Annotated in this window: 17 protein-coding genes; 11 read left to right on the top strand and 6 right to left on the bottom strand. The window is 71.9% G+C overall.

Features of this window, described 5'->3' with window-relative positions:
* Positions 1–38 precede the first annotated feature (38 nt).
* Together HOQ23_RS18070 and HOQ23_RS18065 are read left to right on the top strand one after the other, a co-directional pair.
* Complete coding sequence (locus HOQ23_RS18070; RefSeq protein WP_172216462.1) at positions 39–959, top strand: VOC family protein; 921 nt, start codon at positions 39–41, stop codon at positions 957–959.
* The gene (locus tag HOQ23_RS18065) at positions 956–2,407 is read left to right on the top strand and encodes an FAD-dependent oxidoreductase (RefSeq protein WP_172216461.1); all 1,452 of its coding nucleotides are present in this window, start codon (positions 956–958) and stop codon (positions 2,405–2,407) included. Before HOQ23_RS18070 ends, HOQ23_RS18065 begins: the two co-directional genes overlap by 4 nt.
* Before the next feature lie 287 nt (positions 2,408–2,694).
* Here HOQ23_RS18065 and HOQ23_RS18060 read toward each other — a convergent pair whose 3' ends face one another.
* From HOQ23_RS18060 to HOQ23_RS18050, 3 genes are read right to left on the bottom strand one after another with little or no spacing between them, the layout of a single operon-like run.
* Positions 2,695–3,492 (bottom strand): SDR family oxidoreductase, encoded by a 798-nt coding sequence (locus HOQ23_RS18060; protein WP_172216460.1) that lies wholly within the window; start codon positions 3,490–3,492, stop codon positions 2,695–2,697.
* On the bottom strand, positions 3,489–3,806 hold the full coding sequence (locus HOQ23_RS18055; protein WP_172216459.1) for a ferredoxin: 318 nt from the start codon (positions 3,804–3,806) through the stop codon (positions 3,489–3,491). Before HOQ23_RS18055 ends, HOQ23_RS18060 begins: the two co-directional genes overlap by 4 nt.
* Positions 3,806–4,969: a Rieske 2Fe-2S domain-containing protein gene (locus HOQ23_RS18050; protein ID WP_172216458.1), complete on the bottom strand. Its 1,164-nt coding sequence runs from the start codon at positions 4,967–4,969 to the stop codon at positions 3,806–3,808. The genes HOQ23_RS18055 and HOQ23_RS18050 overlap by 1 nt, the downstream gene beginning before the upstream one ends.
* Positions 4,970–5,227: 258 nt before the next feature.
* On the opposite strand from HOQ23_RS18050, the gene HOQ23_RS21340 reads away from it, so the two are divergent.
* Positions 5,228–5,824, top strand: a complete 597-nt coding sequence (locus HOQ23_RS21340) for a TetR family transcriptional regulator (protein WP_172216457.1) — start codon at positions 5,228–5,230, stop codon at positions 5,822–5,824.
* A gap of 31 nt (positions 5,825–5,855) precedes the next feature.
* On the opposite strand, the gene HOQ23_RS18040 is transcribed toward HOQ23_RS21340, so the two are convergent.
* A complete protein-coding gene (locus HOQ23_RS18040) occupies positions 5,856–6,779 on the bottom strand; it encodes an SDR family NAD(P)-dependent oxidoreductase (RefSeq protein WP_172216456.1) in 924 nt (307 codons plus the stop codon).
* A gap of 245 nt (positions 6,780–7,024) precedes the next feature.
* Here HOQ23_RS18040 and HOQ23_RS18035 point away from each other — a divergent pair, with 245 nt between their 5' ends.
* From HOQ23_RS18035 to HOQ23_RS18025, 3 genes are read left to right on the top strand one after another with little or no spacing between them, the layout of a single operon-like run.
* Positions 7,025–7,897: a MaoC/PaaZ C-terminal domain-containing protein gene (locus HOQ23_RS18035; protein ID WP_172216455.1), complete on the top strand. Its 873-nt coding sequence runs from the start codon at positions 7,025–7,027 to the stop codon at positions 7,895–7,897.
* Position 7,898: 1 nt separating this feature from the next.
* Positions 7,899–8,525, top strand: coding sequence for a PaaI family thioesterase (locus HOQ23_RS18030; protein WP_172216454.1), 627 nt, complete (start codon positions 7,899–7,901; stop codon positions 8,523–8,525).
* 7 nt (positions 8,526–8,532) lie between these two features.
* Positions 8,533–9,999, top strand: a complete 1,467-nt coding sequence (locus tag HOQ23_RS18025) for an MFS transporter (protein WP_172216453.1) — start codon at positions 8,533–8,535, stop codon at positions 9,997–9,999.
* Between the two features lie 259 nt (positions 10,000–10,258).
* Here the strand turns inward: HOQ23_RS18025 and HOQ23_RS18020 are convergent, their stop codons facing one another.
* The gene (locus HOQ23_RS18020) at positions 10,259–11,005 is read right to left on the bottom strand and encodes a cyclopropane-fatty-acyl-phospholipid synthase family protein (RefSeq protein WP_172216451.1); all 747 of its coding nucleotides are present in this window, start codon (positions 11,003–11,005) and stop codon (positions 10,259–10,261) included.
* Between the two features lie 63 nt (positions 11,006–11,068).
* Complete coding sequence (locus HOQ23_RS18015) at positions 11,069–12,691, bottom strand: class I adenylate-forming enzyme family protein (protein ID WP_216654399.1); 1,623 nt, start codon at positions 12,689–12,691, stop codon at positions 11,069–11,071.
* A 251-nt stretch (positions 12,692–12,942) separates the two neighbouring features.
* Here HOQ23_RS18015 and HOQ23_RS18010 point away from each other — a divergent pair, with 251 nt between their 5' ends.
* From HOQ23_RS18010 to HOQ23_RS17990, 5 genes are all read left to right on the top strand, one after another.
* Positions 12,943–13,674 carry an SDR family oxidoreductase gene (locus tag HOQ23_RS18010; protein WP_216654398.1) on the top strand — a complete coding sequence of 244 codons (732 nt, stop codon included), beginning with the start codon at positions 12,943–12,945 and terminating at the stop codon, positions 13,672–13,674.
* A gap of 226 nt (positions 13,675–13,900) precedes the next feature.
* Complete coding sequence (locus HOQ23_RS18005; RefSeq protein ID WP_216654397.1) at positions 13,901–14,851, top strand: ABC transporter permease; 951 nt, start codon at positions 13,901–13,903, stop codon at positions 14,849–14,851.
* Positions 14,844–15,881 carry an ABC transporter permease gene (locus tag HOQ23_RS18000; RefSeq protein WP_172216445.1) on the top strand — a complete coding sequence of 346 codons (1,038 nt, stop codon included), beginning with the start codon at positions 14,844–14,846 and terminating at the stop codon, positions 15,879–15,881. Before HOQ23_RS18005 ends, HOQ23_RS18000 begins: the two co-directional genes overlap by 8 nt.
* Positions 15,878–16,921, top strand: coding sequence for an ABC transporter ATP-binding protein (locus tag HOQ23_RS17995; RefSeq protein WP_172216443.1), 1,044 nt, complete (start codon positions 15,878–15,880; stop codon positions 16,919–16,921). Before HOQ23_RS18000 ends, HOQ23_RS17995 begins: the two co-directional genes overlap by 4 nt.
* Positions 16,921–17,910 (top strand): ABC transporter ATP-binding protein, encoded by a 990-nt coding sequence (locus tag HOQ23_RS17990; RefSeq protein ID WP_172216441.1) that lies wholly within the window; start codon positions 16,921–16,923, stop codon positions 17,908–17,910. Before HOQ23_RS17995 ends, HOQ23_RS17990 begins: the two co-directional genes overlap by 1 nt.
* Positions 17,911–17,917 lie beyond the last annotated feature (7 nt).

The following is a 17,917-nucleotide window of genomic DNA, read 5'->3' as shown; positions in this document are numbered from 1 at the left end:
CGCCGCCCGGCCCCGAAGCCAGCCAGGAAAGAGGAGAGATGACGCAGATCCGAGGACTCGGCTACCTGAAGGTGCAGAGCCAGGACATCCCGCGGTGGCGCGAGCTGACCGTGGAGTGCCTCGGCCTCCAGGAGACCACCGGCCCCGAGGCGGACGGGCTCCACCTGCGCATGGACGAGCGCGCCGCGCGCCTCGTCGTCGTGCCCGGTGACACCGACCGCGTGCTCGCCGTCGGCTGGGAGGTCCGCGACCAGTTCGCGCTCGCCGCCGTCGGCCGCGCCGTCGAGGCCGCCGGCACCGCGGTCAAGGTCCTCTCCCAGGAGGAGTGCGAGCTGCGCCGCTTCGAGGCCGGCATCCGCTTCGACGACCCCGCCGGCACCCCGACCGAGGTGTTCTTCGGCCCGGTGCTCGACCACAGCCCGGTGCTCACCTCGCACGGCAACACCTTCGTCACCGGCGCGCAGGGCATGGGCCACGTCGTGCTGCCGACGACCAACCCCGACGAGACCGTCGCGTTCTACACCGAGGTGCTCGGCTTCCTGCCGCGCGGCGCGATCCGCGTGACCCCGCCCGGTGTCTCGCCGGCGCGCCGGGTGCGCTTCATGGGCGTCAACCAGCGCCACCACAGCCTGGCCGTCTGCCCCGCCCCGCACGGCGAGGCGCCCGGCCTGGTGCACCTGATGATGGAGGTCAGCGACCTCGACGCCGTCGGCCGTGCCCTGGACAAGGTCAACAAGCACGGCTTCTCGGTCTCCTCCACGCTGGGCCGCCACACCAACGACAAGATGGTGTCGTTCTACGTGCGGGCGCCCGGTGGCTGGGACCTCGAGTACGGCTGCGAGGGCATGCTGGTCGACGAGGACCACTACACCGCGGAGGAGATCACCGCGGACAGCTACTGGGGCCACGACTGGGCCGGCTCCGAGCCGCTCGCCGCCTTCACCCCTCCGCCGGCATGACCGCTCCGGTGCGTCTCGCCGACCTCCCCCAGGTCGACCACGAGACCGACATCCTGGTCGTCGGCTTCGGCTGCGCGGGCGGGGCCGCGGCGCTGGAGGCGCGGCGTACCGGTGCCGAGGTGGTCGTCCTCGAGCGCGCCAGCGGCGCGGGCGGCTCCTCGGCGCAGTCCGGCGGCGAGCTCTACCTCGGCGGCGGCACCCCGGTGCAGAAGGCCGTCGGGTTCGACGACGACGCGGACAACATGTTCGCCTACCTGCGCGCCGCGCTCGGCCCGCACGCCGACGAGGAGAAGCTGCGGCTGTACTGCGACGGCAGCCTCGAGCACTACGACTGGTTCTGCTCCCTCGGCATCACCTTCGAGGAGAGCCTCTACCAGGTCCCGAGCTGGATGCCGCCGACGCGGGACGGGCTGATGTGGCTGGGGGAGAACGCCTGGCCCTACGACCAGGTCGCCCGCCCGGTGCCGCGCGGCCACCGGCCCTCGGCCGAGGGCTTCGGCGGCTGGCTGCTGATGGAGCGGCTCACCGCCACCTGCGCGGAGGCGGGAGTGGAGACCCACACCGACAACCGCGCGACCGCGCTGGTGGTCGACGACAGCGGCCGGGTCGTGGGCGTCACCGCTCGCCGCTTCGGTGAGGACGTCACCTACCTGGCCCGGCGCGGCGTCGTGCTGAGCACCGGCGGGTTCGTGGACAACGAGCGGATGCTGGAGCAGCACGCCCCCGAGCTGATCGGTCACGACAAGGTCAGCGACGGCCTGGACGACGGCAGCGGGATCGAGATGGCCGCCGCGCTCGGCGCCGCGACGCGCCGGATGGGCGCCGTCGAGGTCGCCTACACGGCGCTGCCGGTGATGGCGGTGCGCGGCATGCTCGTCAACGCCCTCGGCCGGCGCTTCGTCAACGAGGACGTCTACCCCGGCGTCTACAGCCACGCGGCCCTGCACCAGCCGGGTCCGTGCTGGGTGATCATCGACGAGGAGGGCCTGGAGTCCATCCCCGCGCACGACCTGTGGGGGGTGCGCCCCTCGCACGCCGCGGAGACCCTCGAGGAGCTCGAGGAGGAGCTCGGCATGCCGCCGGGCTCGCTGCGCGACACGGTCGCGGCGTACAACGAGCACGCCGCGCGCGGGGAGGACCCGTACTTCCACAAGAACGCGCGCTGGCTGCGCCCGCTCACCGGGCCGTTCGCCGCGGTCGACCCGCGGGCGGGCTTCGGCACCACCACCGGTCAGGAGAACACCGGCTTCCGCGGCTTCACCCTCGGCGGCCTGCACACCGACGTCGACGGCCAGGTCCTGTCCGTGGCGGGTGAGCCGGTCCCCGGCCTGTACGCCGCGGGGCGCGCCACCTCCGGCGTCCACGGCGGCGGCTACGTCTCCGGCACCTCCCTGGGCGACGGCACGTTCTTCGGCCGCCGCGCCGGCCGCAGCGCCGCCGCCACCTGAGCCCCCCGCACCCCAGCACCACGCACCACGCACCACCAGAGCCGGCCCGCGCACCCTTCGCGCGGGCCGGCTCTCGTGCTTCTCGCCGAGTCGGCGCTTGTGGTGCGTCGAGTCGGCCCTTGTGGTGCGCCGAGTCGGCGCTCGTGGCGGCGTACCGGTCCAGAAGTCTCGACTCGAGCGTCACAACCCTCGACTCGAGCGTCAGAAGTCTCGACTCGACCAGTACGACGAGAGCCGGCCACCCCCTGGGGGATGGCCGGCTCGCGGTTGCTGCGGGTGCCCGGGGACTACTCGGTCGGGGGCGGGAGGAGCTTGCGGGACTGCTCGAGCGCGCCGCGCAGGAGGGCCGAGCGGTCGTGGCCGCTGCGGATCTCGACGAGGCGCTCGTTGCCGGCGGCGACCTGCACGGGGCCCTCCGAGAGCTGCGACAGCGCCTGGCGGGCGACGTCGTCGGGCTCGGAGACGTGCATGCCCGGGATGTCGAAGTTCAGCCCGGCGCGCTGCATGGCGGGGGTGCGGGTGACGCCGAGGATGAACTCGAGCACGTCCACGTCGTACTCGGTCATCTCCAGCCACAGGCCCTCGGCGAAGACCCGGCAGAACGCCTTGACCGCCGAGTAGACGCTGATCTGCGAGGAGCCCATGAAGCCGGCCAGCGAGCCGACGAGCAGGAGGCCGCCGCGGCGACGCTCCTTCATGGGCGCGCCGAAGAGCTGCACGAGCGCCATCTGGGCGGTGATGTTGAGGTCGATGACGTTCTGGAACCGGTCCAGCTCGCCGGTGACGAACTCGTGGCCGTAGCTGTTCGCGCCGGCGTTGTAGACCAGCAGGCCGACCTCGATGTCCGAGGTCGCCTCCTGGATCCGCTTCACCGAGTCGGGGTCGATGAGGTCGACCGCGAGGGTGCGCACCTCGACTCCCTTGGCCCGGACCGCCTCGGCGGTCTCCTCGAGCGGGCCCGGCTTGCGGGCCAGGAGCACGAGGTTGAGCCCGGCGTCGGCGAGCTGGTGCGCGAAGGAGGCGCCCACCCCCTCCGAGCCGCCGGCGATGACGGCCCACGGGCCGTAGCGGGACGGGTCGATCATGCGTTGCTCACTTCGTTCAGGGCCGCCGGGTTGGACGGCAGCGGTTCGTCGGAGAGGACGTCGAGGTCACCACGGACGGCGGCAGCGCGCACCGAGTCGCGCAGGGCGAAGCAGCCGACGAAGGTCGCGCCGTTCGGTCCCGGGCGCGGCACGCTGGCACGACGCTCGACGCACGCCTCGAGCGCCGCGTCGTTCCACTGCAGCGTGGTCTGGTCCCAGCTGCTCTTGCGGGCCTGGACGCTCACCCCGCAGCTGGTGCAGGACACCGGCTGCATCGGGGCGTCGTCCAGGCGGACGTCGGGGCGCACCGCCATCAGACCGGCTGCTCCTGCTGGGCCGCGTTGCGACGAGCGATGTTCTCCTCCACCTCGCGACGCCAGGCGGCGTTCGGCTTGGTGGTGTCGATCTCGAACTCGAAGCGGTCGGTCATCTCGGCCTGCACCTCGCCGACGTCGACGTAGAACTGCTCGTACCAGCGACGCAGCTGGTAGACCGGCCCGTCCTCCTCGCACAGCAGCGGGTTCTCGATGCGGGCCTTGTTGCGCCAGATCTCGACGTCCTGCTCGAAGCCGAGGCGGATGAAGTCGCCCATCTTGCGCGCCATCCCGGTCGCGGCCTCGTCGTCGAGACCCGGCAGCTTCTTGACCATCACGCCGTACTGGAGGACGAAGGAGTTCTCGTCGATCGGGTAGTGGCAGTTGATCAGGACCGACGGGACGTCGTTGCCGTCCTCGTAGTGGTAGGTCAGGTCGTCGATCATGAACGACGGGCCGTAGTAGCTCGCGGTGGAGCTGGTGCCCTTGTTCTTGGGGGCGTCGCTGCCGGCGGCCTGCGGGCGGGCGACGTCCTCACGGCCGACACCGTTCATGATCTGCGTGGCGACGTGGCCCTCGAAGATGTTCTTGAAGTACGTCGGGAACGAGTAGTGCACGTAGAAGAAGTGCGCCATGTCGACCACGTTGTCGACGATCTCGCGGCAGTTCGCGCCCTCGATCGTCGTGGTGTACCAGACCCAGTCGGTCCACTCGGGGTCCTCGTAGCCGGCGATCTTCGGGATCGCGGCGTCGGCCGGCGGCGGGTTGCCCTCCGGGTCGTTCCACACGAAGAGCATGCCGTCCTGGACCATCGTCGGCCACGCGGCGGTGCGGGCACGCAGCGGGACGCGGCGGGCGTAGGGGATGGACTTGCAGCGGCCGTCGCCGCCCCAGCGCCAGTCGTGGAAGGGGCACGCGATCTCGTTGCCCTTGACCTCGCCCTGGGACAGGTCGCCGCCCATGTGGCGGCAGTAGGCGTCGAGGACGTTGACGTTGCCGTCCTCACCCGCGAACACGACCAGCTTCTGGCCGAAGGCCTTGATCTGGTGAGGCTTGCCGTCGGTGAAGTCCCGGATGAGACCCAGGCAGTGCCAGCCTCGGGCGTAGCGGGTGGGAGCCGGGCCCGTCTCGATGTGGCGAACCTCGTCCTCGACTGCGGTCATTGCGCTTCTCCGTTCTCATGTGTCGAGCCGCACGAGCGGCAGATCTGAGGACCTCCGAGTGTGGTTGCAGCCACACCGGGGTTCGCGGCGAAGTCCCACTCATCGAAACGCTGCGACAGGTTGCCGCCCGCAGGGCGCTCGTCCCACTCACCGGTAACCTCGAACCCGGTTGCCGACGGCAACAGCCGAGCATCGGTGGGACCGGGGACGCCGGCCACGACCGTCACGTCGGCCCCAGACGCAGAAGGAAGAGGACCCGTGCCGCGCATCGCAGAGAGTCGTCCGGCCGCCGAGCCGAGCTCCGCGGAGCAGAAGGAGCGCCACCGGCGCATCCTGCGAGCCGCGTCCCGCCTCGGGGCCGAGCACGGCCTCGAGCAGGTCCAGATGCACGATGTGGCCAAGGCCGCCGGGGTCGCCATCGCGACGCTCTACCGCTACTTCCCGTCCAAGACGCACCTGTTCGCCTCGGTGATGAACTACCAGGTCGAGCGGTTCTCCCTGACCGGTTCGCTGCCCGAGGGCGCGTCGCCGGCCCAGGCGGTGGAGTCGCTGCTGGTGCAGATGACCCACGAGATGGCACGGCGCCCGAAGCTCTCGCTGGCGATGATCCAGGCCAACAACCAGGCCCAGATGGCGGCGGCCCCGGCCGCCGCGATCAACGACGCGGTGTTCCAGAAGGTCGTGGCCGACACGGCCGGCCTGGCCGACGAGTCCGAGGAGAACGAGCGACGGGTGCGCCTGATCGTGCACTGCTGGTACGGCGTGCTGGTGTCGGTCCTCAACGGCCGCATGGGCATGGACGAGGCCGAGGGCGACATCCGGATGGCCGCGGGCCTGTTGTTCGCAGACCGCTGACCGTCCGGAGCCGCCCCCGGGGTCGCCGGCGTCAGCCGTTGAGGCTCTCCACGCCGGTGGTGTCCAGCTTCGCCACGCTGTACGCGGCGTACGTCTGGTGCTCGGAGCGGTCGGCGAAGTACGACGTGAGCTGCTCGTCGAGCTCCTCGACGGAGAAGGTGCCGTCCGCCGCGGTGAACTTCTGCTCCACCGTCGGGGCCGCCATCAGCGCCACGAAGTCGCCGTACGCCACGAAGACCTGGCCGCTGATCCGGGCCGCGGCCTCGGAGGCGAGGTAGGAGACGAACGTGCCGATGCGCTCGGGGGCGAGGATGTCGAGCTCGCGGCTCTCCGGGTCCTCGGCGAAGACGCGGGAGGTCATCTCGGTGCGCGCCCGCGGGCAGATCGCGTTGGCGGTGACGCCGTAGCGGGCCATCCCGCGCGAGGTCGAGAGGGTGAGGGCGACGATGCCGGCCTTGGCGGCGGCGTAGTTCGACTGGCCCGGTGCACCGAAGAGGAACGCCTCGGAGGCGGTGTTGATGATCCGGCCGTAGACCGGGCCGCCGGCGGCCTTGGAGGCGGCGCGGAAGTGCACGGAGGCCGCTCGGGACAGCGAGGCGTGGCCCTTCAGGTGCACCCGGATGACGTCGTCCCACTGCTGCTCGGACATGTTGAACAGCATCGTGTCGCGGGTGATGCCGGCGTTGTTCACCACGATGTCGAGGCCGCCGAAGGTGTCGACGGCGGCGTCGACGAGCTGCTGGCCCATCTCCCAGGTGCCGATGTCGCCCTTGACGGCGAGCGCGCGCGACCCGAGCTCCTCGATCTCGCGGACCACGTCGTCGGCGGCGTCGCCCATGTCGTTGACGACGACGTCGGCGCCGCGTGCCGCGAGGGCAAGTGCCTCGGCGCGGCCCAGCCCGGCACCCGCTCCGGTCACGACGGCGGTGCGCCCCGTGAGGTCGGTGTTGCCCATCGACACACTCCTGTTCTGATGCTCGTCGGGGCGGGCGCTGCCCGGCCCCCGGGTCGTGGCGACCCTAGGAGTGAGCGGTGCACGCGCCCCGGGGACGATCCCGCTGAGCGGGCCGCGGGTCCAGTCAGTGGGACCACCGGTCGACCCGGCCGCCCCCGGGGTGGTGCCGTAGCCCCATGACGCCGAACCTCGCGCCCCTGCTCGAGGCCGGGGCCGCCTCCTCCGCGCGCGCGGAGGGCTGAGCCGTGCCCATCGACCTCGCGACCGCGCTGGGCGCGGAGCCCACGGTCCGGGAGATCTCCTGGACCCCCCGCGACGTGCTGCTCTACCACCTCTCGCTGGGTGCCGGCCGCGACGCCGCGAGCGACCCCGAGCTGGCCTACACCTTCGAGCGTGGGCTGCAGGTGCTGCCCACCTTCGCGATGGTCGCAGGCAAGGGGGTCTCCGCCGGTGACGAGGCCAGCGCGCCCGAGCTGCGGCTGCCCGGCATGGACATCGACCTGCGCCGGATCCTGCACGGCGGCCAGGCGCTCACGGTCCACCGCCCGCTGCCCGCCGAGGGCAGCGCGCGCCAGTTCACCCGGGTCGCCGAGGTCTGGGACAAGGGCAAGGCCGCGGTCATCGTGCTCGAGCACGACGCCCGCGACGAGCAGGACCAGCCGTTGTGGACCACCCGCATGCAGATCTTCGCCCGCGGCGAGGGCGGCTTCGGCGGAGAGCCCGGACCGGAGACCCGTTGGGCCGCGCCCGAGCGCGAGCCGGACCACGTCCTGGAGTCCGCGACCCGCCCCGACCAGGCGCTGCTCTACCGGCTCAACGGTGACCTCAACCCCCTGCACATCGACCCCGCGTTCGCGCAGAGCGCCGGGTTCGAGCGCCCGATCCTGCACGGCCTGGCCTCCTACGGCATCGTCGCCAAGGCGATCGTCGACGGCCTCCTCGACGGGGACGCCGCCCGTCTGGAGTCGATCTCGGTGCGCTTCTCGGGCTCCCTCCACCCGGGGGAGACGATCCGCACCGCCGTGTGGCGCGAGGGCCAGGAGCTCCTGCTCTCCGCGACCTGCCCCGAGCGCGACGACCAGCCGGTCCTGACCCACGCCACCGCCCGGGTGCGCTGACGTGGTCGCCGGGGAGGACTTCCGCGAGTGCTCGGCGGCCTCGCTCGACGAGGGCGTGGACGCCGCCGTCGCCGCCGTACGACGTCTCGCGGAGGCGCTGCTGCGCACCGGGGGCGGCACCGCGGTCGACCTCGACGACGTCGCGCGCCGCATCGACGCGCTGAGCGAGGAGGTCGAGCAGCACACCCCGGCGCTGGACACCCGGATGGTGGACATGTGGTCCGGCGAGGGCGCCACCCGCCACGACCCGGTCACCGGTCCCGAGAACGCCCTCGCACCCCCGCTGCACCTCGTCGGCCAGGAGGACGGCTCGGTGTCGGGCACGGTCCGGCTCGGGGTGCTCTACCAGGGCCCGCCCGGCTGCGTCCACGGCGGCGTCAGCGCGCTGCTGCTCGACCACACCCTCGGCGTCGCGAACGCCTGGGCGGGTGCCGCCGGCATGACCGGCACCCTCACCGTCCGCTACCACGCCCCCGTGCCGCTGCACGAGGACCTCGTCGTCCGCGGGCGCCAGGAGCGGGTCGAGGGGCGCAAGATCTGGACCGTCGGCACCATCGAGCGCGACGGAGAGGTGCTGGTCAGCACCGAGGGGCTGTTCATCGACGCCCTGATGCCGCGCCCCCGGTGAGCCGGGAGTGAGCACCAGCAGCGCCCGCCCCCGCGCCCGACGGGCGTCGGGCGGCACCGCTTCAGGGGTACGGCGCGCGCCGGCGCCGTGGGCGATGATCACCGTGCTGTGCGCGGCCGGGATCTGCGTGGCGCTGGTGCAGGCGATGATCTTCCCGCTGGTGCCCTCGCTGCCCGGGATGCTGGACACCAGCGCCGCCGACGCGACCTGGGTGGTGAGCGCGACGCTGATGGCCGCCGCGGTCGCGACGCCGGTGAGCGGGCGGCTCGGCGACATGGTCGGCAAGCGCCGCGTCGTGCTGGCGAACCTCGGCTTCCTCGTCCTCGGCTCGCTGCTGTGCGCGGCGTCCTCGAGCCTGCTGCCGATGGTCGCCGGCCGGGCGCTCCAGGGCCTGGCGATGGGCACCATCCCGCTGGGCATCAGCATCATGCGCGAGGAGCTGACCGCCCGGCAGATGGCCACCGGCATCGCGGTGATGAGCGCGACGATGGGCATCGGCGGGTCGATCGGCATGCCGCTCAGCGCGCTCGTCCTCGCGGTCGCCTCCTGGCAGATGATGTTCCTGCTGGTCGGCGCGCTCGGCGCGGTGTGCGCGCTCGCGGTGCTCCTCGTGGTGCCGCCCTCCCGGGTCACCACCCCCGGCCGCTTCGACCTCGTGGGCGCGCTCGGGCTCGCGGTGGTCCTGGTCTCGCTGCTCCTCGTGGTCACCCGGGGCTCGGAGTGGGGCTGGGGGAGCGCGCGCATCGTGGGGCTCGCGGTGACCGTCGTCGTGGTGCTCGGCTGGTGGGTCCGCTTCGAGCTGCGCACCCGCGACGCGCTGGTCGACCTGCGGGTCTCGGCCCGCCCGACGATGGTGTGGGCCAACCTCGCCGCCCTCGCGCTGGGCTTCGCGATGTACCCCCAGGGCCTGGCCTTCCCCCAGATGCTCAACGCACCGACCTCGACCGGCTACGGCCTCGGCGTCGACATGGTCGTCGCCGGCCTCGTGATCGGCACCGGCGGGCTGACGATGCTGCTGATGGCCCCGCTCGCGGCCCGCTTCATCGTCGTACGCGGCGCGCGGGCGAGCCTCGCCGTCGCCGGCTGCCTCGCCGCGCTGTCCTACGCGCTGCCGCTGGTCTGGCACGACGAGCCGTGGCACTTCGCGCTCGCCAGCATCGTGATGTGCGGCGGCCTGGCGTTCGGGATGGGCGCGCTGCCGCAGCTGGTGATGTCCGCGGTCCCGGTCGGGGAGAGCGGCGCCGCGAACGGCGTCAACGCCCTGATGCGCTCCCTGGGCCTCGCGGTCTCGGGTGCGGTGGTGAGCATCGTGCTGGCCACCTCCACGGTCGAGGCCGGAGGCGCGACGTACCCCTCGCTGTCCTCGCTCCAGCTGAGCTACGGGGTCACCCTGCTCGCCGCCCTCCTGGTCGTCGTCTGCGCCTGGCGGGTGCCGCGCGCCGGCGCGGTGGTGGCGGGTGCGGCGGGGCGTTGAGCCCGGGGCGAGGCTCTCCTGGTCCCCGAGCAGATCCTCGTGCTCGACGCGCTGCACCCCGGGCGCGTCGACCTCGGCCTTGGCCGCTCCCTGGGGGACCCTTCAGACCTGGACGAAGCGGCAGTCGACGCGCCCATCGCAGCAGCCGCGAGTGACGTGGACGAAGCCGCTGAGCAGCGACGTGGCGGCGCCTGGAACCCGACGGGGCGCCCTGGAGAGCGACCCATGGCCCCTGACGGCTCTGGTGGTGTCGTCGCTGTCAGCGCTTCATGAGGGCGAAGACTCCCCACCCGAGGTATTCACGCAGGTAGCGGGTGTAGCGGGCGGGCTCGCTCGTGAGTTCGGCCCGTACCTCCGTTGCCAGCTCGTCGTCGGGGTTCTGGTCGAGCCATCGCCGCATCGTGAGCCACTGGGCCGCGGTGTATCGGTCCCAGTCGTCCTGGTTGGCCAGCACCATCTCGACCACGTCGTAGCCGAGGGCGCCGAACTGCTCGATGAGCCCGTGCAGGGGCGAGAAGTCGGCCACGCTGGTGGCGTGGCAGGCCTCTGCGGTCGCCTGGTTCGCCGGCATCCGTCGCCAGTAGGGCTCGCCGATCAGCACGATGCCGCCCGGGCGCAGGCTGCGGCTGAGCAGCTCGACCGTGCCGGCAACACCGTCCCCGATCCAGGTGGCGCCGACGCATGCGGCCACATCGACCGGCTCGTCCATGACGTAACCGGCGGCGTCACCGTGGACGAAGGTGACCTGATCAGCGACGCCGAGCTCGACGGCGCGGGCCCGGGCCTGTTCGGTGAACAGCGTGCTGATGTCCACGCCGGTACCGGTGAAGCCCAGGTCGTGCGCCCAGGTGCAGAGCATCTCGCCCGAGCCGCTGGCCAGGTCGAGCACCCTCGACCCGGCCGGTAGGCGGAGCGCCTCGCCCAAGGCGGCGAACTTGGCCGCGGTGAACGGGTCGTGGATGCGGTGGCCGCTCTCGCGGATGGTGAAGATTCGGGGGAGATCCATGAGGGTTCCTTTCGCGCCGAGGGCAACCGAGCCGACGAGACACCCCGGAGGTCGTGACCCCGGTCAGACCTGCACGCGCGCGCGGACCACCTTGCCGGTCGCGTTGCGGGGCAGGGGCTGGTCGGTGATGCGCCAGTGCGTCGGCACCTTGAAGTAGGCCAGCGAGGTGGCGGTGTGCTCGCGCAGCTGCTGCTCGAGCGTCTCGGCGTCGACGTCCTTGCTGCGGCGTACGACGACGGCCGCGACCTCCTGGCCGAGGTCGTGGTGGTCGATGCCGAGGACGAGCGCCTCCGCGACGTCGGGGTGCTCCATCACGACGCCCTCGACCTCGGCGGGGTAGACGTTCTCACCGCCGCGGATGATCAGGTCCGAGCGCCGCGTGGAGAGGCGGACCCGGCCCTGCTCGTCGAGCTGGCCGAGGTCGCCGGTGTGCAGCCAGCGGTCCGGACCGATCGCGGCCGCGGTGGCCTCGGGGTCCTCCCAGTAGCCGAGCATGTTGTAGACGCTGCGTGCGCAGATCTCGCCCTCGACACCGGGCGGCAGCGGGTTGCCCATCGGGTCGCGGACCTCGATCTCGACCCCGATGATCGGGCGCCCAAGGGTGCCCGGGGCCTCCGCGAGGTCCATCGGGGTGGCGACCGCGAGGGCGGTGCAGGACTCGGTGAGGCCGTAGCTGTCGGCCAGCGACGCCGCGAACGGCAGCGTCGAGCGCACCTGGTCCTTGAACTGCGGGCTGGAGGGCGCCGAGGCGAGCGAGAAGGCGGTCAGCGAGGAGGTGTCGTAGCGGCCCAGGTCGCCGTGCTCGAGGAGCCGCTTGGCCATCGTCGGCACCGCGCCCCAGTTGGTGACCCGCTCGCGCTCGACCAGGCGCATCACGGCGTCCACGTCGAAGGCGCCGAGGTGCATGCTGATCTTGCTGCCGGTCCCGAGGCGGGTGACCACCAGGTTGTGCAGGCTGCCGATGTGGAACAGCGGCATCACCAGCAGGTGGTTGCGGTCGCGGGGGTCGGTCGGGTCGCCGAAGGCCGCCATCAGGGCGTCGTTGTAGCGGTGGTACTCCACGACGGCGAGCAGGTTGCGGTGGGTGTGCACCGCGCCCTTCGGGCGACCGGAGGTGCCGGAGGTGTAGATGATCACCGCCGGGTCGTCCTCGGCGATCGTGGCCTCGGGCAGCGCGCTGCCGCGATGCTTGGCGACCAGCCGGGGGAGGTCCTCCTCGACCGTGAGCACGGTGAGCCCGTCGGCGGGCTGCACGAGCGCCGCGCGCTTGGCGTCGACGACGAGCACCTGGGGGCGGGTGTGGCTCAGGCCGTAGGCGAGCTCGCGCTCGGTCCACCAGGCGTTGTAGGCGACCGCGACCGCGCCGATCGACACGGTGGCCCAGAAGGTGAGGATCCAGCCGGGGTTGTTCGCCGAGGCGATGGCGACCCGGTCGCCGGGGCCGATGCCGTGGTCCTCGCGCAGCGCGTGCGCCAGCGCGGCGACCTGCTCGGCGTGCTCGGCGTAGGTGAGCCGGGACTCCATCGTGACCAGGTAGTCGCGCTCGCCGTGGGCGACGGACTGCTCCAGCAGCGCACGCAGCGAGCGCTCCCGGTTCGCGTGGACGCGCAGCCGGGTCCCGAGGACCTCCTCCTCGACGAGCTCGAAGGGCCCGCCGGGACCGGTGAGGCCGGCAATGGCGCGCATGGCGTGTGCTTGCTGGTCGGTCGTCATCTGCCCTCGATCGCTGGTGGGACGGAGTCGGTCAGTGTGCGATGCACGGAAGCGACGCACACCACACTTCCCGATGACCGGGACGGGGGTCACACACCGTTCCGGTGATCGGGATCACCTCGGCGTGGACCGGTCGACCGGCCTTCCATGGGCGGCTGTTGGTCGGCACCGTGCCGACCGGGAGGAGGGCCATCGTGGGTTCGCTCGAGGGCAGGGTCGCACTCGTGACCGGCGCAGGTCAGGGCGTCGGCCAGGGCATCGCGGCCGCACTGGCGACCGAGGGCGCCGACATCGCGGTGCTCGGCCGGACGCCGGCCAAGCTCGAGACGACGTGCGCGCTGCTGCGCGAGCGCGGCGTACGGGCCGAGGCGTTCGCGTTCGACGTCTCCGACATCGCCGGGGTCCCCGGGGTGGTGGAGGCGGTCGCGGAGCGCCTCGGCGGCATCGACATCCTGGTCAACAACGCCTACTCGGGCGCGTTCGGCCGCCTCCTCGAGCTGAGCGACGAGCAGTTCCAGCGCGGCTTCGTCTCCGGGCCGTTCGCGACGATGGCGATGATGCGGGCCTGCCACCCCCACCTGGCCCGCAGCGGCAACGGCCACGTGGTCAACCTGGTCACCTCCGCGATGGTGCGCTGGGACCCCACGACGTACGGCCCGTACGCCGCGGCGAAGCAGGCGGTCCGCTCGTTGACCCGCACCGCCGCGGTGGAGTGGGCGCGCGACGGCATCCGCGTCAACTGCATCGCCCCGCACGCGCTCTCGCCGGGCCTGGAGGCCTGGACGAAGGCCTTCCCGGAGGAGGCGGCGGAGTTCGTCGCGACCATCCCCGCGGGCCGCATCGGCGACTGCGAGGACGACATCGGCCGCGCGGTCGTGGCCCTGGTCGGCGACGACCTGCGCTACCTGACCGGAGCCACCCTCCCGCTCGACGGCGGCCAGGCCCTCTTCGGCTGAGGGCTCCGGCCGCGACACAGCCGAGAGCCCTGCCGAAAACCGCCTCCCGGTCAGTGAGAAACCCCATGTGGCCTCCACCACACAGGCCTAGCGTCTGATCTTCGCCGGCCTGGCCGTGCGTCCCCCCGCGTCACGTTCTCCGGCCGGTCTCGAGACCGGCCCACCCGAAGGGAACTCCCTGGATGTCAACCGCAGCTCGTGTGTCACCGGCCGGACGTGGCCGCTGATGCGCACAGCACTGATTCGCATCGGCGAGCTCATCGCCGTGCTGATGATCGTGAGCTTCGGCGTCTTCATGCTGGTCTCGCTGCTCCCCGGCGACCCGGCCGTCTCCATCCTGGGCGACGGGCGCAGCCCTGAGGAGTACGCCGCGAAGCGCGCCGAGCTCGGGCTCGACGACAACGTCATCGTCCGCTACCTGGACTGGTTCGGGGGAGCGCTGCGCGGTGACCTCGGCGCCTCGCTGATCCCGCCGCAGAACGACGTCGTCGACCGCATCCTCGGCGCCCTCCCGGTCAGCGTGCAGCTGGCCGCGATGGGTCTGCTGATGGCCCTGCTGATGGCGATCCCGCTCGCGATGTGGAGCGCCTCGCGCCCCGGCGGCCTGGTCGACCGGATCATCGGCGCCTCGATGTTCGCGGTCCTCTCGGTCCCGTCGTTCCTCGCCGGCCTGCTGCTCATCGCCGTCTTCGCCAACGGCCTCGGCTGGTTCCCGCGCGCCCAGTGGGTGCGCATCACCGAGGACCCGCTCGGCAGCCTCTACCACTCCTTCCTGCCCGCGCTGACCATCGCGCTGATGGAGCTCGCGACCTTCACACGGGTGCTGCGCAACGACCTGATCGGCACGCTGAACGAGGACTACATCCTCGCCGCGAAGGCGAAGGGGATGCCGCCGTGGCGGATCCTCGTCGTGGACGCTCTGCGCCCCTCGTCGTTCTCGCTCATCACCCTGCTCGGCATCAGCATGGGCCGCCTCGTCGGCAGCACGGTGATCGTCGAGTACCTCTTCGCGCTGCCCGGCATGGGCGGCGTGGTCGTGAACGCCGCCAACCAGGGCGACTACCCGCTGGTCCAGGGCTCGGTGCTCGTCATCGCGGCGATCTACGTGCTCGTCAACGCCGGCATCGACCTCTCCTATGGCTACCTCGACCCAAGGACCCGCCGTGTTCATGCCTAGGAAGCAGACCCCCGAGGGGTCCTCGCTGACCCGTACCCAGCTCGGCGCCGTCGGCGCCGGCCTCCTGATCGCCGGTCTGGCACTGCTGGTCGTCGGCTGGTCCGCGCCGCTGGTGCTCTTCGCCAAGGCGGTGCTCGTCCTGGCGGGCGTCGTCACCACCTCCCAGGGCCTGTCCCGCGTGGTGTGGGCCGTGCGCGGCCGCCGCCCCGACATCCTGGTCTGGCTGTGCTCGGCCTGGCTGGTCCTGCTGATCACCGTGGCGCTGCTGGCTCCGCTGCTGCCGCTCGGCGAGCACGTCGACGTCGCCTCGGCGCTGACCGCGCCGACGTACCAGACCCCGGAGCTGCTCTCCGAGCACCCGCTGGGCACCAACAACTACGGCCTCGACCTGCTGGCGCGCTCCGTCTACGGCGCCCGCACGTCGCTGGTGATCTCGCTGCTCGCCGTGGCGATCGGCACCGTCGTCGGCGGCTCGATCGGCGTCGTGGCGGGCTACTTCCGCGCCGGCGTCGACAGCGTCGTCGGCATCTTCACCAACGCCCTCCTCGCCGTGCCGCCGCTGATCCTGCTGATCGCCCTCGGCACGGTGCTGGACCCCAAGATCCGCAACATCGCCCTGGCGCTGGCGCTGATCACGATCCCGAGCATGATCCGGCTGGCGCGGGCGAACACCATCGCCTTCGCCCAGCGCGAGTTCGTGCTCGCCGCCCGGGCGATGGGCGCCACCCGGCTACGGGTGATGGTCCGCGAGCTCACGCCCAACGTCATGCTGCCGGTGTTCTCGATGATGATCGTGATGATCTCGGTGCTGATCGTCGCCGAGGCCTCGCTCAGCTTCCTCGGGCTCGGCATCCAGGCTCCCGAGCCCACCTGGGGCAACATGATCTCCGAGGGTGAGGGCGGCACCATGCAGGACTTCCCGCACGTGGTCCTCGTGCCCGGCACGTTCCTGTTCCTCACTGTTTTCTCCTTCAACCTGCTGGGCGAGAAGGCCCAGAAGCGTTGGGACGCAAGGAGCGCGAAGATATGACGAGTGACTACCTCCTCGAGGTCGACGACGTCCGCACCGAGTTCGCCACCTCGCGTGGCCTCGTCCGCGCGGTCGACGGGGTCTCGCTGACCCTGCGCCCGGGCGAGACGCTGGGCATCGTCGGTGAGTCCGGGTCGGGCAAGTCGGTGCTCGGGCGCACGATCATGGGCCTGATCACCAACGGCCCCTCGACGACGGTCAGCGGCACGGTGCGCCTGGCCGGTCAGGACGTCCACGCGATCTCCGCCAGCCAGCGCCGCAAGCTGTGGGGCCCCAAGGTCGCGATGGTCTTCCAGGACCCGATGACCTCGCTGAACCCGGTCAAGAAGGTCGGCGTGCACATCACCGAGGCGCTGCGCCTGCACCTCGGCGTCGGCAAGGCGGAGGCGCGCGAGCGCGCCGTCGACCTGCTCAAGAAGGTCGGCATCCCCGAGCCTGCCCGCCGGATGAACCAGTACCCGCACGAGCTCTCCGGCGGCATGCGCCAGCGCGTCGTCATCGCGATGGCGCTCTCCTGCGACCCCGAGCTGCTCATCGCCGACGAGCCGACCACCGCGCTCGACGTGACGGTGCAGAAGCAGATCCTGGACCTGCTCGCCTCGCTCAGCACCACCTTGAACATGGCGACGATCCTGATCAGCCACGACCTCGGCGCCGTCGAGGGCCGCACCGACCGCGTGCAGGTGATGTACGCCGGCCGGGTCGTGGAGACCGCGCGGACCCAGACGGTCTTCAACGCCCCCTCGCACCCGTACGCCGAGGCGCTGCTGGCCTCGATCCCGCGGCTGAACGACCCGCCGCACACCATCCTGCGCGCCATCGACGGCACCCCGCCGGACATGGCGAACCCGCCGTCGGGCTGCCGCTTCGCCCCGCGGTGCGTCTACGCCGCGGACAACTGCCGCACCGACCCGCCCGTGCTGGCGGACCTCGGCACCGCGCTGGAGCCGCACCGTGTGGCCTGCCACTACCCGCTGCCGGCGCCCGGGGTCACGCCCCCGGACCTCGACCCGGCCGGCCTCGTGAAGGAGAAGAACTGATGGCAGGCAGCGGAACCGCCCACATGCGCTCCACCGACTCCCCGGTCCTGACCGTCGACGACCTCGTCGTCGAGTTCCCGGTGGGGCGCAAGCAGAAGGTGCACGCCGTCTCCGGGCTCAACCTCGACCTGCTCCCGGGCGAGACCCTCGGCATCCTCGGCGAGTCCGGCTGCGGCAAGTCCACCGCCGGGCGCGCCGTCATGCAGCTGCCCTCGCCGACGTCCGGGCGGGTGCACCTGGGCGAGCGGGAGCTGACCGGTCTCAAGACCCGCGACCTGCGCAAGGCACGGGCCCGGATGCAGATGATCATGCAGGACCCCACCTCCTCGCTGAACCCCCGTCGCAAGGTCAAGGACCTGGTCGCCGAGGGCCTCGCGATCTGGGGCTTCGACGGCACGGCGGAGGAGAAGGAGGCGAGGATCCGCGAGACCCTCACCGCGGTCGGCCTCGACCCCACCGTGGTCTGGGACCGTCGCCCGCACGAGCTCTCCGGGGGCCAGTGCCAGCGCGTGTGCATCGCGCGGGCGCTGATGATGAACCCCAAGGTGCTCATCTGCGACGAGCCGGTCTCCGCGCTCGACGTGTCGGTGCAGGCGCAGATCCTGAACCTGCTCGAGCGCACCAAGGAGCAGTACGACCTCAGCATGATCTTCATCGCCCACGACGTGTCGGTGGTGAAGAACATCAGCGACCGCGTGATGGTGCTCTACCTGGGCAAGACCTGCGAGGTCATCCCCTCCGGGGACATGGAGACGCGCGCCGCGCACCCCTACACCCGGATGCTGCTGGCCTCGATCCCCGGCGCCGGCGACCGCGAGGTCGCCAGCTCGGCGGCCGCGGTCGAGCTGCCCTCGCCGCTCAACCCGCCCTCGGGCTGCCGCTTCCGCACCCGGTGCCCGCTGGCCACCGAGCGCTGCGCGGCCGAGGAGCCCGAGCTGCGCGAGCTGCACCCCGGCCAGTTCGTCGCCTGCCACCACCCGGTCGGCTGAGGGCGAG

This window comes from Nocardioides sp. zg-DK7169 (genome assembly GCF_013155365.1).
Lineage (GTDB): Bacteria > Actinomycetota > Actinomycetes > Propionibacteriales > Nocardioidaceae > Nocardioides.
The sequence above is the reverse complement of the archived record's forward strand: the minus strand, read 5'-3'. Positions and strand labels throughout refer to the sequence as shown.